Origin of the sequence: Pseudomonas sp. B19(2017) (assembly GCF_002113165.1) — a bacterium.
Classification (GTDB): Bacteria; Pseudomonadota; Gammaproteobacteria; order Pseudomonadales; family Pseudomonadaceae; genus Aquipseudomonas.
In genome coordinates, this window is sequence record NZ_NEJR01000002.1 from 287,378 (window position 1) to 303,055 (window position 15,678).

The 15,678-nt window shown below is 56.2% G+C and carries 12 protein-coding genes and 1 tRNA gene; all 13 read right to left on the bottom strand.

Annotated features, from left to right (window positions below; translation table 11 throughout):
• Positions 1-275: 275 nt before the first annotated feature.
• A complete protein-coding gene (locus tag CAF70_RS04340) occupies positions 276-2,387 on the bottom strand; it encodes an AIPR family protein (RefSeq protein ID WP_085622158.1) in 2,112 nt (703 codons plus the stop codon).
• 2 nt (positions 2,388-2,389) lie between these two features.
• Positions 2,390-3,355, bottom strand: a complete 966-nt coding sequence (locus tag CAF70_RS04345) for a PD-(D/E)XK motif protein (RefSeq protein WP_085622156.1) — start codon at positions 3,353-3,355, stop codon at positions 2,390-2,392.
• Positions 3,345-6,080: a Z1 domain-containing protein gene (locus tag CAF70_RS04350; RefSeq protein ID WP_085622154.1), complete on the bottom strand. Its 2,736-nt coding sequence runs from the start codon at positions 6,078-6,080 to the stop codon at positions 3,345-3,347. The genes CAF70_RS04345 and CAF70_RS04350 overlap by 11 nt, the downstream gene beginning before the upstream one ends.
• Complete coding sequence (locus CAF70_RS04355) at positions 6,077-7,588, bottom strand: ATP-binding protein (RefSeq protein ID WP_218191419.1); 1,512 nt, start codon at positions 7,586-7,588, stop codon at positions 6,077-6,079. Before CAF70_RS04355 ends, CAF70_RS04350 begins: the two co-directional genes overlap by 4 nt.
• Before the next feature lie 513 nt (positions 7,589-8,101).
• Positions 8,102-8,178: transfer RNA gene (locus CAF70_RS04360), tRNA-Pro, on the bottom strand.
• A gap of 99 nt (positions 8,179-8,277) precedes the next feature.
• Positions 8,278-8,634, bottom strand: a complete 357-nt coding sequence (locus CAF70_RS04365; protein WP_003250681.1) for a MerR family transcriptional regulator — start codon at positions 8,632-8,634, stop codon at positions 8,278-8,280.
• Positions 8,615-8,917: an integration host factor subunit alpha gene (ihfA, locus tag CAF70_RS04370; RefSeq protein WP_003250679.1), complete on the bottom strand. Its 303-nt coding sequence runs from the start codon at positions 8,915-8,917 to the stop codon at positions 8,615-8,617. Before ihfA ends, CAF70_RS04365 begins: the two co-directional genes overlap by 20 nt.
• A 4-nt stretch (positions 8,918-8,921) precedes the next feature.
• Positions 8,922-11,303 carry a phenylalanine--tRNA ligase subunit beta gene (gene pheT / locus CAF70_RS04375; RefSeq protein WP_085622150.1) on the bottom strand — a complete coding sequence of 794 codons (2,382 nt, stop codon included), beginning with the start codon at positions 11,301-11,303 and terminating at the stop codon, positions 8,922-8,924.
• Positions 11,304-11,334: 31 nt separating this feature from the next.
• A complete protein-coding gene (gene pheS / locus CAF70_RS04380; protein ID WP_085622148.1) occupies positions 11,335-12,351 on the bottom strand; it encodes a phenylalanine--tRNA ligase subunit alpha in 1,017 nt (338 codons plus the stop codon).
• Positions 12,352-12,460: 109 nt separating this feature from the next.
• Positions 12,461-12,817: a 50S ribosomal protein L20 gene (gene rplT, locus CAF70_RS04385; RefSeq protein ID WP_003250671.1), complete on the bottom strand. Its 357-nt coding sequence runs from the start codon at positions 12,815-12,817 to the stop codon at positions 12,461-12,463.
• Positions 12,818-12,844: 27 nt separating this feature from the next.
• On the bottom strand, positions 12,845-13,039 hold the full coding sequence (gene rpmI / locus CAF70_RS04390) for a 50S ribosomal protein L35 (RefSeq protein ID WP_003250667.1): 195 nt from the start codon (positions 13,037-13,039) through the stop codon (positions 12,845-12,847).
• 61 nt (positions 13,040-13,100) lie between these two features.
• Positions 13,101-13,652, bottom strand: coding sequence for a translation initiation factor IF-3 (infC, locus tag CAF70_RS04395; RefSeq protein WP_177328455.1), 552 nt, complete (start codon positions 13,650-13,652; stop codon positions 13,101-13,103).
• A complete protein-coding gene (thrS, locus tag CAF70_RS04400; protein ID WP_085622146.1) occupies positions 13,652-15,574 on the bottom strand; it encodes a threonine--tRNA ligase in 1,923 nt (640 codons plus the stop codon). The genes infC and thrS overlap by 1 nt, the downstream gene beginning before the upstream one ends.
• Positions 15,575-15,678 lie beyond the last annotated feature (104 nt).

Below are 15,678 nucleotides of genomic sequence, written 5' to 3' on the forward strand. Positions count from 1 at the left end.
AGCAACAAGGCAAGGCGATCTACAGTCTAAGACTTAAGAACCGCAGAATCAGCGCTCTGCTATATTAGTGCAGTGCAGGAGATCAAGTCCAGGGAGTCGCTTTTATATAAGCCCAACCTTGCCTGATCGGTACGTTCCTCGCTCAAAGACTTGCACACCGTTGACCCTCCGCAGGACCCACCCCAAAATGCTTTTGTACAATATTTTGAGCTTTGCTACAACTCTAATTCGACGTAACATTTTATGTTCAACACTTCGAAGAACTAGATGCTACCTTAAGGACGACTACCACCCACGACAGCTAACTTTTCAGCCATACTAATTGATAAAACCCCATTCGCATTTAGTCTTTCCAGAAGCGCAAGTACATATTTTGACTGTTTTTCGGTAGGAATTTGACGCGGCATTGAAACGCAGACCCTAAGAACTTGCTCGTCCTTCGCGGTCAGACTTCCCGACGCTCTCCCTTGCTCCCAGACTCCTTGCCAGAAGTCCGCTCCTAATTTCACCGTCACTGATTGAGCTTCAATCCCAGCGATCTCGCGCTGCAGTTCCTTCGCGTCGTGTTCGTTTTTTCGCACGTTTTCCTTGAATGCCAAGCAACGATCAAATCCGCGACCGTAGTTAATCTTCCTAGACTGCAGCACACTCCAACAAGCCTGTTGCTTAGCCCATTCTGAGAAATTTCGCATACCTGCAGCAGGCTGAGTAATGACATTATTAGCTTCTTCAGCGGCAAGAAGAAGAGCCTTAGCAAGTTCGTCGGAAACCATTTGTCGTTTAACGACCGTGTCGAGGTCAAGGACCTCATCAGCTCTGTTCGCATCATGGAAAATTTTTGCCATGGCATATGTTACGATGTTTGCACGGTAGCCTCCCTCGTACCAGGCCTGCTTCGGAATTTCGCTTTCTAGAGTTCGGAAAATAATCGCCTTAGCGATCAACCTTCTATACCAGAGCTCATCATATCTAGACTCGCTCTTTGACCATTTTTCACCTATTTCACTGGCAAATAGTGAGAAATTCTTTTGAGCACCACGCGAAACAATATGCGGCAACCCGGCCGCCGAATTCTCATATTTAGCCAAGTCAGTCTTACTAAAAAGCTGCGCTTTTGGAAACTCAAGGTCAAATTTCCTCTGATCACTACCATTACGCCGGCCGCGCTCATTGATATACTGCCCGCGAGAGCGCTCATAAAACCATTTACTATCGTGCCGTTCCCCCTCACGCGCAGCAAAAATCACTTTGCGAGAAAAGGTTTCTATTCGGATATGGAACGGATGGTTCGAGAAGAAATCTGCAGCGTTAACCTTGTTTTGGGTGTTCGCATACTCCGATATTTTCGGTACGACTTCCTCCGACTGCTCCGCAGCTACAACTGTCAGCTTCATCTGTACGAAAACACGTTCCAACTGCTCACGGCAGGCCCTAAGGGCGGCATGAATCGAGCCTGTTGTCTGTGCACCATTTACTATTTGGAGATTACTAATCGAAGAAATTGCCAAGCCTGAGTCTGTCAAAACACATTGCACGCCATCTGCCGTTGCCGATAACCCGTTATTATAGGGAAAGAATAGCTCCGGCTCTTCCTTGATAGTTTTCTGAATCCCCTTGTTAGTTTTTGCCCTAGCCTGAAGGAAGGTACGAACATTAGCCTCAAGAAGGCGAGCCCCCCATACATCATAGATGGCGGCAAGCAACTGCCCGGGGATAATCAGCAGATAACTTTCTAAAGCAGCACCAGTCTGCGAAGCTTTGAGTGCTGGAATCGGAGTTCCGAACTCACGCGAAAAGTCAATGACCAGATCTTCGCGCGCTTGGCCGGAACGATCGAATCGCTCAATTCGGGCCAAATCCCAAACGGACCAAGTTACCGGAACACCATCCAGGTCCTGTAACTTTACTGAGTCATCACGACTGACATACCTACGGTTTGAGATAAGAATCAGCTTGACCTTAGTGATCTGCGACCACGTCGCAATTATCAAATCGGAGACTTGAAATGCAGGGCTCACCTCATTCAGAGCATCACGAAATGCCTCAGTTCTAGCCTGCTTGAGGAAACGGATGAGCGGGTTAAGAATGGGTGGGATGTCAGCCTTACCGAATGTTGAAAGTTCCTCACTATCAGCGAAATCACAAACGACAAGACCAAGAATTCCTTCGCTGTCTCGCGGGTCGCCCGCATACCCGTCGATCCTGATCCTCTGCGTGCCCTCTCCTCTTTCATAGAAAGCACGGTCAGCCGTCTCGAGCTCACCGGCTTCTGTCAGCCGGGCGACCATCTGATCGAAGAATGCCTCGACCATCATTATTCCAGTTGCATCTGCTTCGCGGCGGACATCCGCCATAAGGCTCTGGTGATACTCGTGTATACCATTCATCGCTATTCTTCCTTGATAAGAGTCGAACACACGCTCATCCAGTCAGTCAGGAAGGGGCTGCAGGCAGAAAGTGCGAGCGCATAAGTCACACCTGAAACGCCAAGCGGAGCAGGAGCGGTAATACGGGGGAACCCTTCCGCGACTGCATAAAAATCAGGAAGCGAGACGATCCAGCGCCAGCTCGAGTAATCGTGCAGGACATCATAACCCGCATCGGCCAGGTGCAGATCCCAGTCTAGTATCGCTGATGGCTCCGCTCGCTCGAGAAACTCCTCCACCTCGGTCACATACTCCGTCAGCGTCCGACCATGGGGTGACTGCACTTTGTCGACAGCAAGGACACCCAGCCAGAGATGACGACTTGGGACATCAGCAAGCTGATGCTCATTGGTGATCTTCACGAACGGTTGAGAGGCGCCGCGCCGCGCCTTCACCTCGATGCATCCCGACTTTAATTCGAAGTCTTTCGGTGCACCTGCTGGCCCCGTCCATGTAGCAAGAGCCGCTTTGGCACCCAAGGTAGCAATGAGGAGTTTCAGAACCTCAATTTCACCAATCAGACCTTTTTGCGCCTCTTCCGGTAGCGCGTCAGTTCTCCCCCCTCTAAGCAGATAATGCCAACGGAAGGTTCTCCGGATGGCACGCTCAAGCGCCTCGGCCTCTGTGTTCGCAAGCTCGCCCGCCGCCATGACATCTCGACAGAGTGTCTCAAAGAGTTCGAGCTGCGCACTGTCCTTAAGGCGTATGTAGAGGATCGGGCCACCCGGTAGCATCTGAAACTGAACCTCAAGACTTCTGAGCTTTGGGAGGTCCGGAGCCGGTTTAGGCAGATCTCTCAATTGCAGAACAAGCGCGACATCAGTTCGCGGCATCACAGCCCAGAACCAATCCCACCGAGCTGAAGCTGAAACCCGTCGCGTATCAACCCGGCCTGCCTCGAGCCCGGACCATGGCGTCTCATTCAACATCACCGCACGCCTCCTCTTCTATTTCCTCCTCGCCAAACATTTCGCGCATACGAATGGTATTTACTATGTAGTCCACGGTGCCACCCTGAACGTCAGATGGCGGGAAACAGATGCTCCAAGCAAGGACGATAGGCGGCAGCTTTTCGGATGAGACGGTGGGAGCCACGAATCGAAGGATGATTAGAGGGTGACGCCCAGGCACCTCGCAAAAAATGCGAGGCGGAAGCGTCTTAGGGGGCTCCTTGCCTTGTCGGTCGCATTCCTCGCGAAAGGCTTGTGTAGCGGTCTGGATCTGCGTTGCCGTCAGGCCGATGCGCTCGTCACCAGGAGAACCAACCCTCCTGCTAGAGCCACTGATCGCAAGCACTCCTTGCCGCATATCGGGCTCGCCAACCGACCTGGAGAATGGGATCATTGTGAGGCCGGGCGCCAGCTCCTCCTCCTCCGCATCTGCCTTTTGGGCACTGGCGAACAAGACGTCCCACTCCTTCATTTCGGAGTCGGAGCGAGCATCGATGTAATCCCCCATTAGCCGTGGATCTGTCAATGGGTCGGCCGCATCGGCACGAAATGCCCGAAGGAAATCCCGTATTAGATGGACGGGAACCGATTGGTAAAGCCTGCCTTTTGAAACAGGATCCACGGGCCCCCTGCAAGCCATGATGGCTGTAGCCAGATCCTGCCCAGCCTTCCGGTTACGATCCAACTGGACAGAATCCATGCGAATTCGAGTGGTCTCGATCAGCTTACCAGCCAGACCGACCTTCATAGGAAACTCACGGCCAGTCCCCATCTTGTTTCGTGCAGTCACGATCAGGGACTCCGGATGGCTGCGAACTGCCAGTCCGAACTGTTCCGGTGTAGCCTTCGCCAGCTCCATTCGTTTCAACTGAACCTGCAGATCGTCCATGGCCTCGTGGATATGGGAATACCAGCCCACACCATCAGCGGGGATCCACACGCGACAAAGATCTTCATATCCAGGTCGATAGCCGAACCAACGCCCCATTTGCATGAGTGTGTCGTACATCATCGAGTTTCGTAGGAAGTAACTGATCATCAGCCCCTCCAGAGTCAACCCACGTGACAAAGAGAAGCCGCCGACGGCTATGACCGTCACGCCATGTTCGTCCCCCTGATCATAGTCAAGTGGCTGAGACCGCTTTGAAGCATTGACCTCGACGACCTTTACTGCAACCAAAACCTGGTGCAGCCGAGCTTGAACCTCAGGCCATCCGGCACTCTCTGCGTCTGCGTACTCTGCCTTCCAAACCGCGTGGAGCGCTGCGATCTCCGCGTTTTGCAATGCGGCTCGGCCCTTGCCGCCGTCGACTGCAACCGCGTCTCTGATCTGGCCGACAATATCAGCGACCCTTGATCGCAAACGTCCTTGGACATCTGTGAAACGAGAAGCATTAATCAGCATCGAAGCATGAGACGCTTGCTGCCCCCGTACATTGCGAACTGCCCGGGCGACGATGAAAGTTTGCACGGCACGAATAAGGCTATCTGGCAACACATCGACAGGATGGTCGATCTTGTGCTTCATTGCGAGGATATCTTCGTTGTCATCGATTAGACGAACGTGCCGATCTCGGGCGTCGAGAAATACCTTTTGTGCGCCGAAATAGTTCGACGGTGCGTCTAGACCTATTATGAAATGACGCGGGAATAGGTCCTGCTTAAGAGCGTCGTCGTCGGTGTCCGGATCAATAAAGATGTTAGCAAACGGTGTGGCTGTGTAACCAACATAACAGCTGCGATGAAACAGCGAGAGCAGTTCTCGAATCTGTCCATTGATTCGGGTGACCTCATCGCGGGAATAGGCGGTATTGATCGACGCGTTGTCAGCTTCGTCGTCAATCAGAAGCATCGATTGACTAACCATCTGACTACCCTGATGAACGGAGTGCTCCTTGAGCCATTCCAACAGGTTCCTCAGAGTGCTGGAGTTCTTTTTAATTACCAGTACGACGGGAACGTTGTATTGCCCGATCTGGCTGGTGTTAGTGGTCGCCGTTGCCTTGTTAAAATCGCGCAGGGTATTAGTAAGCGAAACCGGAAATTCGCGCTGGTCGAATTGACCAACGCCTATGATTTTCTGCCGCTGTGCCTTATTGGTGTGAGCCAGCCGCCCTGTGTCACGACCAATAAACCCTTCGTCAATTCGGGCTTGGGTCTGGTTGCGCAGATTGTTATGAATACCGGCGATAACAACGATAAGGCGATAACCTGCGTCGGCCGCCTTACATATCAGACCAGTGTAGTTCGCCGTCTTGCCACTCTGCACGTGCCCGACTACCATGCCGCGGCGACTCCACGGATTCGTGTTCGCCGGATCACCGAGGCGATCAAGCACTCGATCAGTCACCTCATCGGTTGCCTCAATCACCGCTTTTGGCATCCCCTTGAGGTTCAACAGCTGCCGGTAACGACTCCAGTAGAAATCCCCAACTTCCCCTTTGATCCGCGCATCGTGCAGCCAAGGACGAAACTCCTTGGCATCAACGACTGCACCGAACCCCATGCTGATGCCCTCCTTCTCCTCGATGAGCCGAGCGAGCTGCTCTGCCTCATCGTCATCAATCTTTCCCACAAATATCTCCATGCCGCGTATTTCGCGGATGGTGTCCCGGATTGATTGGGCAGTCAGAGGCCCTTTTTGCTTTATCGGCACCAAGTACATCGCTGCCATGCCTTCAAGACTGCTCAGGAGGGGATTCATTTTATTTCCTTCATCTCTATAGTTGTCGAGATAATTCGCTGAGTATCGGACCAAGCCGAACGGAAGGGGTCTACATCTTTCATCAGCGACATGATTTCCTTGATGTCCTTCTTGGCTTCTGTAAGAACTGATAGCGTCGCCTTCACGGCCTGGGTCAACGCGTCTTCATCGACACGGTCAGGAACAATTTGCTCCGCGGTGCCTGCCATGTCGGCATGCAGCGCTTCAAGGGGTAACGAAGCGCCCACAAGGGCGATACAGTTGAAAAATCCACGCCGTAGTTCAAGTGGCAAATTTTCAGCAAATCCAGAGAATGCAGGATGATCGATGTTCGGCCGATACCGAATCTGTCCATCGGCCAACACTCGATTCCACATCGGGAGCCGCTCGTGGTCAACAAGCTTCTGCCCGCGCTTCATGTACGTCCGCTTCGAGCCACTCTGAATGCGCTCGATCACTTTCTGGAGGCGGTCACGGACGGCTGGAGGAAGTTGGGCAGACGACTTCTTGACGTCGATCTTCCAGTCGGCATCCATGCTGTTGGGAATATCGATCCTGACCCGGGAAAGTTTGGTTAGCTCGGACTGTCGGCAGAGTCCAAACCAGGTACCGAAGAGAATAAGACGCTTTCCTCGGTACAGGTAGAAACCCTGTGACTTTAGATGCCCTTCCGGGCCAGCAACATCCTCCCATTCAGACTTGCTCATCTGCTTATGGTGAGGAAGTGTAAAACTCTGGACTTCCACTTCACCATGACTTAGAGCAATTTTTTCTTCTGGATCCGCTATAGTAGCTGGATTGTTTTTCACGAAGGGATCAAGCGGCTGCAGCTGACGGCCGTTCAAGAAAATCCCCAGTGACTTCGTGCCCTGCATGAACCGGTGAAAAACCAAGCGCAGATGTCGTTCGGTTTCGGCAATTCTTCGATTGATGATTTGTGCCCGCTTGTCAATGTTATGCGAGACCCCTCCAGTCAATCGGTCCAGCTTCTGCCAGAGAACCAGCGTGCCCGTATTACCAATCTGGTCCACACCCGGGATTTCCGCAACGTCATCCGGCAGCTGCACAGCCCATTCGTTCCACTCAGCAACGTCATCGAGATCCCAAATCGCAGCAGAAATCTCCCCATTTTTTCGAGAGACTACTGTTAGTCGTCGGCATTGCGAAAAGCTAGCACTCTTCAAACCAAGCCCGAACCTCCCGAGGTCCGGCTCATCACGTGCTGCAAGAGGGTTCTTGCTCCCAGGGCGCATCGCAGCAATAAGCTCATCTTCGGTCATCCCTCCACCGTCATCCACAACGGCGATCAAGGGGGCCTCGCTACATGCTTCAGTGATAATTCGAACATGCTTCGCCCCCGCCGTAATGGAGTTGTCGATAATGTCGGATATCGCAGTCTCTAACGAGTACCCTATATCCCTCAATCCCTCGACAAGAGAAGCTGCATGAGGTGTTGCGTCTGCTCGTCTTGAGGTCGCCTTTCGATGCATTTCCTTAACAATATCCATTTATCAAGTAGAATTACTGAGCGCAGATCACTCGCCGAATTTGATCCTACTAGAAAAAAACCTATGAATCCATAAGCATTAACTTGAATACTCATGCACTACAATTGTAGCCCTCCGCAAACTTAACGAAGCGCGTCAACATTTTACGGTCCTCTTTAAGCAGGCCAAACATGCGCTCGACAATGCCACGCTCTCGCATTTTTGCCAATCAACAACCTCGACAAGCTAGGCGCAAGCCAGAACCTCATTGAGCGCAGCGGGATAACAAGCCGCATTCGGTGTCGGCGATAGTAGCGACCTTGCGTCACAAGCTTTGCCGTCGACTAACCACTTGCAGAGCTTGCGCGAACGGGCACACTGACTAGATGAAGAAATCGGCAACCACATCTTCGGCCTCGCGCCCAGAAGCCAGAACGCTTTGCGACCCGCTACCCAACTACTAAGACCCAAGCCTAAAATCAATAGACAAAAAAAATCCAGTCACCGCTAAGTGACTGGATTTTTAGGGATTTTTGGTCGGGACGGAGTGATTCGAACACTCGACCCCTTGCACCCCATGCAAGTGCGCTACCGGGCTGCGCTACGCCCCGACTACATTCTCATAACCTCTGAGAACGCTGAAGAATTTACCCTAACCTCCTGATAAATGGAAGCTTTTTCTCAAAAAATTTTCACTCATCACCAACAGGTCACTTCTTCAACACCACCAACACATCTTCCAATTCAACAATCATCTGCCGAATCAGCTGCTTGTACTGGCTAGACTCATCCTTGGCCTCATCACTGGAAAGCCTCAACCGAGCCCCGCCAATGGTGAATCCCTGGTCATAAAGCAGCGCACGAATCTGGCGAATCATCAGCACATCCTGCCGCTGATAATACCGCCGGTTCCCCCGCCGCTTCACGGGATTGAGCTGATCGAACTCCTGCTCCCAATACCGCAGCACGTGCGGTTTTACCGCACAAAGCTCACTCACCTCACCAATGGTGAAGTACCTTTTGCCCGGTATGGGGGGCAGTTCGTCGTTATGGCTTGGTTCCAGCATAGGCCTCAACCCGGGCCTTCAACTTCTGCCCTGGACGAAAGGTGACGACGCGCCGTGCGGTGATCGGGATTTCTTCCCCTGTCTTGGGGTTGCGGCCCGGCCGCTGGCGTTTGTCGCGAAGGTCGAAGTTGCCGAAACCGGACAGCTTGACCTGCTCGTTCTCTTCAAGTGCGTGCCGAATTTCTTCAAAAAACAGCTCGACCAGCTCCTTGGCCTCACGCTTGTTAAGCCCCAGCTCCTCGTACAGCCTTTCGGCCATCTCAGCTTTCGTCAGAGCACCCATGCCGTTATTTCCTTAACGTGGTGTTCAACCTTTGTTCGAGCGAGGTGAGGATGTTTTGCAGGGTAGTGTTCACCTCATCGTCGTTAAGAGTGCGCGATGGATGCTGCCAGGTCAAGCCAACGGCAAGGCTTTTTCTATCAGGATCAATGCCTTTACCTTGGTAGACGTCAAACAGCCTGAGGTCTGTAAGCCATTCGCCTGCATTGTCACGAATTACTTCAAGCACCGCGCTAGAAGCTACATCACGTCCTGCGATCAAAGCCAGGTCACGACGGGTTTCCGGGAACTTGGACAGCTCGCTGAATTTCGGCAGGCGGCCTTCGACCACGTCGCCCAGCACCAGCTCGAACAGGAACACCGGGCGGTCCAGGTCCAGGGCTTTGGCCAGCTCTGGGTGGATGGCGCCGAGGTAGCCGACCAGCTTGCCGTCACGCTCGATGGCGGCGGTCTGGCCTGGGTGCAGGGCTGGGTGCTTGCCGGCGCTGAAGGTGAAGTCGCTCAGGGCGCCGGAGTAGCCCAGCAGGGCTTCCACGTCGGCTTTAACGTCGAAGAAGTCGACGCTGTCGCGGCCGTTGGCCCAGCCTTCTGGCAGGCGGCTACCGGTGACAACGCCGGCGATCATCGGCTGCTGTTGCAGGTCGCCGAGCTGGCCGACGAAGCGCAGGCCGCTTTCGAACAGGCGCACGCGGTCTTGCTGGCGGTTCAGGTTGTGTTGCAGTGCCTTGACCAGGCCCGGCCACAGGGACGCACGCATGGCGGCCATGTCGCTGGAGATGGGGTTGGCCAGCAGCAGCGGCTCTACGCCCGGGCTGAACAGTTCGAACAGTTTCGGGTCGATGAAGCTGTAGGTGATGGCTTCCTGGTAGCCGCGGGCAACCAGCAGGCGGCGCAGGGTCGGCAGGTCACCGCGGGTTTCCGGCTTGCCTTTCGGCGCCAGGCGGGCTTGCGGGTAGCGAACCGGCAGGTTGTTGTAACCATACAGGCGGGCCAGCTCTTCGATCAGGTCCACTTCCAGGCTGATGTCGAAGCGGTGGCTTGGGACGTTGACGGTCCACTGCCCTTCCCCGTTACGAGTCGTGGTCAGTTCCAGGGCGTTAAGCAGTTGCTCGACCTGGGCTGAGTCCATTTCCATGCCGAGCATCTGGGTGATGCGTTCGGCGCGCAGGGTGACCGGGGCCACTTGCGGCAGGTGCTGTTCGCTGACGGCTTCGACCACCGGGCCGGCTTCGCCGCCGACGATGTCCAGCAGCAGCTGGGTGGCGCGCTCCATGGCTTCGCGGGCCAGTTGCGAGTCCACGCCGCGCTCGTAGCGGTGCGAGGCATCGGTGTGCAGGCCGTAGGAACGGGCTTTACCGGCAACGGAAATCGGCTCGAAGAAGGCGCTTTCCAGGAACAGGTCGCGGGTTTTCTCGGTGTTCACACCGCTGTGCTCGCCACCCATGACGCCGGCGATGGCCAGGGCGCGGGTGTGGTCGGCGATGACCAGGGTGTCGGCGCGCAGGGCCACTTCCTGGCCGTCGAGCAGGACGAGCTTCTCGCCCTCTTCAGCCATGCGTACGCGGATGCCGCCGTTGATTTCTGCCAGGTCGAAGGCGTGCATCGGCTGGCCGAGTTCGAGCATCACGTAGTTGGTGATGTCGACGGCTGCGTCGATGCTGCGCACGTCGCTGCGGCGCAGGCGCTCGACCATCCACAGCGGGGTCGGCTTGCTGAGGTCGACGTTGCGGATGACACGGCCCAGGTAGCGTGGGCAGGCAGCCGGGGCGCTGACTTCGACCGGGCGCACTTCGTCGTGGGCAGCCGCTACGGCTGGCACTACCGGGCGGGTGACCGGGGTGTCGTACAGGGCGCTGACGTCGCGGGCCAGGCCTGCGATGGACAGGCAGTCGCCGCGGTTGGGGGTGAGGCCGATTTCGATGCTGGCGTCGTCCAGGCTCAGGTATTGGCGAATGTCTTCGCCAACCGGGGCGTCGGCAGCCAGTTCCAGCAGGCCGTCGTTCTCTTCGCTGATCTGCAGCTCGGCAGCCGAGCACAGCATGCCGAAGGACTCGACACCGCGCAGCTTGGCCTTCTTGATCTTGAAGTCGCCTGGCAGTTCGGCGCCGATCATGGCGAACGGAATCTTGATGCCTGGGCGGGCGTTAGGGGCGCCGCACACGACCTGGAAGGTTTCCTGGCCGTTGCTTACCTGGCACACGCGCAGCTTGTCGGCGTCCGGGTGTTGTTCGGTGGCGAGGATCTCGCCGACGACGATGCCGCTGAACTGGCCGGCAGCGGGGGTAACGCTGTCGACTTCCAGGCCGGCCATGGACAGGCGGGCGACCAGTTCATCACGGGAGACTTGCGGGTTTACCCAACCGCGCAGCCACTGTTCACTGAATTTCATGCTGTTCTCCTAGAATGTGCGTCGATTGGGCCTAGCGGAATTGGGCAAGGAACCGCAGGTCGTTATCGAAGAACAGACGCAAATCGTTGACGCCGTAGCGCAGCATGGCCAGGCGCTCGGCGCCCATGCCGAAGGCGAAGCCCTGGAACTCTTCAGGGTCGATGCCGGACATGCGCAGTACGTTCGGGTGCACCATGCCGCAGCCCATCACTTCCAGCCAGCCGGTCTGCTTGCACACGCGACAGCCGTTGCCGGAACACATCACGCACTGGATGTCGACTTCGGCGGACGGCTCGGTGAAGGGGAAGAACGATGGGCGGAAACGTACCGCCAGTTCTTTTTCGAAGAACACGCGCAGGAATTCTTCGATGGTGCCCTTGAGGTCGGCGAAGTTGATATCGCGATCGATCAGCAGGCCTTCGACCTGGTGGAACATCGGCGAGTGGGTAATGTCCGAGTCGCAGCGGTACACGCGGCCCGGGCAGACAATGCGGATTGGCGGCTGGCTGGACTCCATGGTCCGCACCTGCACCGGCGAGGTGTGGGTGCGCAGCAGCATGTTGGCATTGAAGTAGAAGGTGTCGTGCATCGCGCGGGCCGGGTGGTGGCCGGGGATGTTGAGCGCTTCGAAGTTGTGATAGTCGTCTTCCACCTCTGGGCCTTCGGCAATGCCGTAGCCGATGTGGGTGAAGAACTGCTCGATGCGCTCGAGTGTACGGGTGATCGGGTGCAGGCCACCGGTGGCCTGGCCGCGGCCTGGCAGGGTGACGTCAATGCATTCCGCAGCCAGGCGAGCGCTAAGCTCGGCTTCTTCGAAGGCGGCCTTGCGGGCATTGAGCACAACGGTGACGCGCTCTTTGGCGTCGTTGATCAGCGCGCCGACTTTCGGCCGCTCTTCGGCTGGCAGGTTGCCCAGGGTCTTCATCACCTGGGTCAGCTCGCCTTTCTTGCCGAGATAGTTAACCCGGATCTGTTCCAGGGTATTGATGTCTTCAGCGCGCTCCACAGCCTCCAGGGCTTGGGAGACCAACGCATCCAGGTTTTCCATGTACAGACTCCAGATACGAAAATAGGGGAAGAGCTTTGAAGGCTCTTCCCCTATCGATGACGTTCAATGCCCGACGGCGCTAGCGCCGCCGGGTGATTGTCGCGGGTACTTAAGCCAGAACGGCTTTAGCTTTCTCGACAATCGCAGCAAACGCCGCTTTTTCGTTCACTGCCAGATCGGCCAGAACCTTACGGTCGATTTCGATCGAAGCCTTTTTCAGGCCAGCAATCAGACGGCTGTAGGACAGACCGTTGGTGCGGGCACCGGCGTTGATACGAGCGATCCACAGTGCGCGGAACTGACGCTTCTTCTGACGACGGTCACGGTAGGCATATTGACCAGCCTTGATGACAGCCTGCTTGGCAACGCGGAATACGCGCGAGCGTGCACCGTAGTAGCCTTTAGCCAGTTTCAGAATTTTCTTGTGACGCTTACGAGCGATGACGCCACGCTTAACACGAGCCATGAGTAACTTCCTCTATCTAAACCAGAATTAACGTACGCGCAGCATGCGCTCGACTTTTGCCACGTCAGACGGGTGCAGCAGGCTGGCACCGCGCAGTTGACGCTTACGCTTGGTCGACATTTTGGTCAGGATGTGGCTCTTGAAAGCGTGCTTGTGCTTGAAGCCGGAAGCGGTCTTCAGGAAGCGCTTCGCAGCACCGCTCTTGGTTTTCATTTTTGGCATGTTGGAACTCCGCATTCGATAAAATTACACAATAATCATCAGGCCTGCCGTGCCCGGGAGATTACTTCTTCTTTTTGGGGGCGATGACCATCATAAGCTGGCGTCCTTCCATCTTCGGATGCTGCTCAACGGAGCCGTATTCGGCGAGGTCGGCTTCGACCCGCTTCAACAGCTCCATGCCCAGCTCCTGGTGGGCCATCTCACGGCCGCGGAATCTCAGAGAGATCTTGGCTTTGTCCCCATCGGTAAGGAAACGTACCAGGTTGCGTAGTTTTACCTGGTAATCCCCTTCTTCCGTCCCTGGACGAAACTTGATTTCTTTAATCTGGATCTGCTTCTGGTTCTTCTTGGCTTCGTTGGCCTGCTTCTTCTTCTCGAAGAGGTGCTTGCCGTAGTCCATCACCTTGCAGACAGGCGGTACCGCGTCTGCAGAGATCTCCACCAGATCCAGCTTCGCTTCTTCAGCGATACGAAGCGCTTCATCAATCGAGACGATGCCAACCTGCTCGCCATCAGCGCCAATTAACCGAACCTCGCGGGCCGAGATATTCTCGTTGATCGGGGCCTTCGGTACAGCACGCTTATCGTTTCTCATTTCACGCTTAATAGTCATTACTCCGATTCTTGGCGTCCACGCCGGGAAACCGCTTGTGTCAGGAGCTCAGCGAACTGGGCGACGGGCATGGAGCCCAGGTCTGCGCCTTCGCGAGTACGCACAGCGACGGTTCGTGTTTCGACTTCGCGATCCCCTATAACCAAAAGGTACGGGACCTTGAGCAAAGTATGCTCGCGGATTTTAAAGCCGATCTTCTCATTTCTCAAGTCCGACTTGGCACGGAAACCGCTACCGTTCAGGGTATTTTCCACCTCGAGGGCGAAATCGGCCTGCTTGTCGGTGATGTTCATGATCACGGCCTGGGTTGGTGCCAGCCAGGCCGGGAACACGCCAGCGTAGTGCTCGATCAGCATGCCGATGAAGCGTTCGAACGAGCCGAGGATGGCGCGGTGCAGCATGACCGGGCGCACTCGGCTGTTATCTTCGGCGATATAGCTGGCATCCAGGCGTTCTGGCAGGTTCGGGTCGTACTGCAGGGTACCGCACTGCCAGTTGCGGCCGAGGCAGTCGCGCAGGGTGAACTCGATCTTCGGGCCGTAGAAGGCGCCCTCGCCCGGCTGGTATTCCCACTCCAGGCCCGACTCGTTCAGGGCGTCGGCCAGTGCGCCTTCGGCACGGTCCCACAGCTCTTCGGAACCCACGCGCTTGGCCGGGCGGGTCGACAGCTTCATGGCGATGTCGGTGAAGCCGAAGTCCTTGTACACGTCCAGGGTCAGCTTGATGAAGTCGGCGGCCTCTTTCTTCACCTGTTCTTCGGTGCAGAAGATGTGCGCGTCGTCCTGCACGAAGCCACGCACGCGCATGATGCCGTGCAGGGCGCCGGACGGCTCGTTACGGTGGCAGGCACCGAACTCGGCCAGGCGCAGCGGCAGGTCGCGGTAGCTCTTCAGGCCCTGGTTGAACACTTGCACGTGGCACGGGCAGTTCATCGGTTTTACCGCGTAGTCACGGCTTTCCGACGAAGTGGTGAACATGTTCTCGGCGTAGTTGGACCAGTGGCCGGAACGCTCCCAGAGGATGCGGTCGACAACCTGCGGGGTCTTGATTTCCTGGTAGCCGTTGACGCGCTGGACCTGGCGCATGTACTGCTCGAGTACCTGGTACACGGTCCAGCCGTTGGCGTGCCAGAACACCATGCCCGGGGCTTCTTCCTGCAGGTGGAACAGGTCGAGCTGCTTGCCGATCTTGCGGTGGTCGCGTTTTTCGGCTTCTTCGATGCGCTGGATATACGCAGCCAGCTGCTTCTTGTCGGCCCAGGCGGTGCCGTACACGCGTTGCAGCTGTTCGTTCTTGGCATCACCGCGCCAGTAGGCACCGGACAGCTTGGTCAGCTTGAATGCCTTGAGGAAGCGGGTGTTCGGCACGTGCGGGCCACGGCACATGTCGACGTATTCTTCGTGGTAGTACAGGCCCATGGCCTGCTCGTCCGGCATGTCTTCGACCAGGCGCAGCTTGTAGTCTTCGCCACGGGCCTTGAACACGTCGATGACTTCGGCACGCGGGGTCACCTTCTTGATGACGTCGTAGTCCTTGTCGATCAGCTCCATCATGCGCTTTTCGATGGCGGCCATGTCTTCAGGGGTGAAGGGGCGCTCGTAGGCGATGTCGTAGTAGAAGCCTTCGTCGATGACCGGGCCGATGACCATCTTGGCGGTCGGGTACAGCTGCTTCACGGCGTGGCCGACCAGGTGGGCGCACGAGTGACGGATGATCTCCAGTCCCTCTTCATCTTTAGGGGTGATGATCTGCAGGGTGGCGTCGTTGCTGATCAGGTCGCAGGCATCGACCAGCTTGCCGTCGACCTTGCCGGCCACGGTGGCCTTGGCCAGGCCGGCGCCGATGGAAGCGGCGACTTCGGCTACGGATACGGCGTGATCGAACGAACGTTGACTGCCATCGGGAAGAGTAATAACGGGCATGGCGCCTCCTCTCCTAGTGGTGACCCCTACCAAAGGTCACGTGGGTTGGGATGAGCCAGTACAAGATCCGACCTGCCTTCCCGCAAAGGAAGCCTGCCTCACAG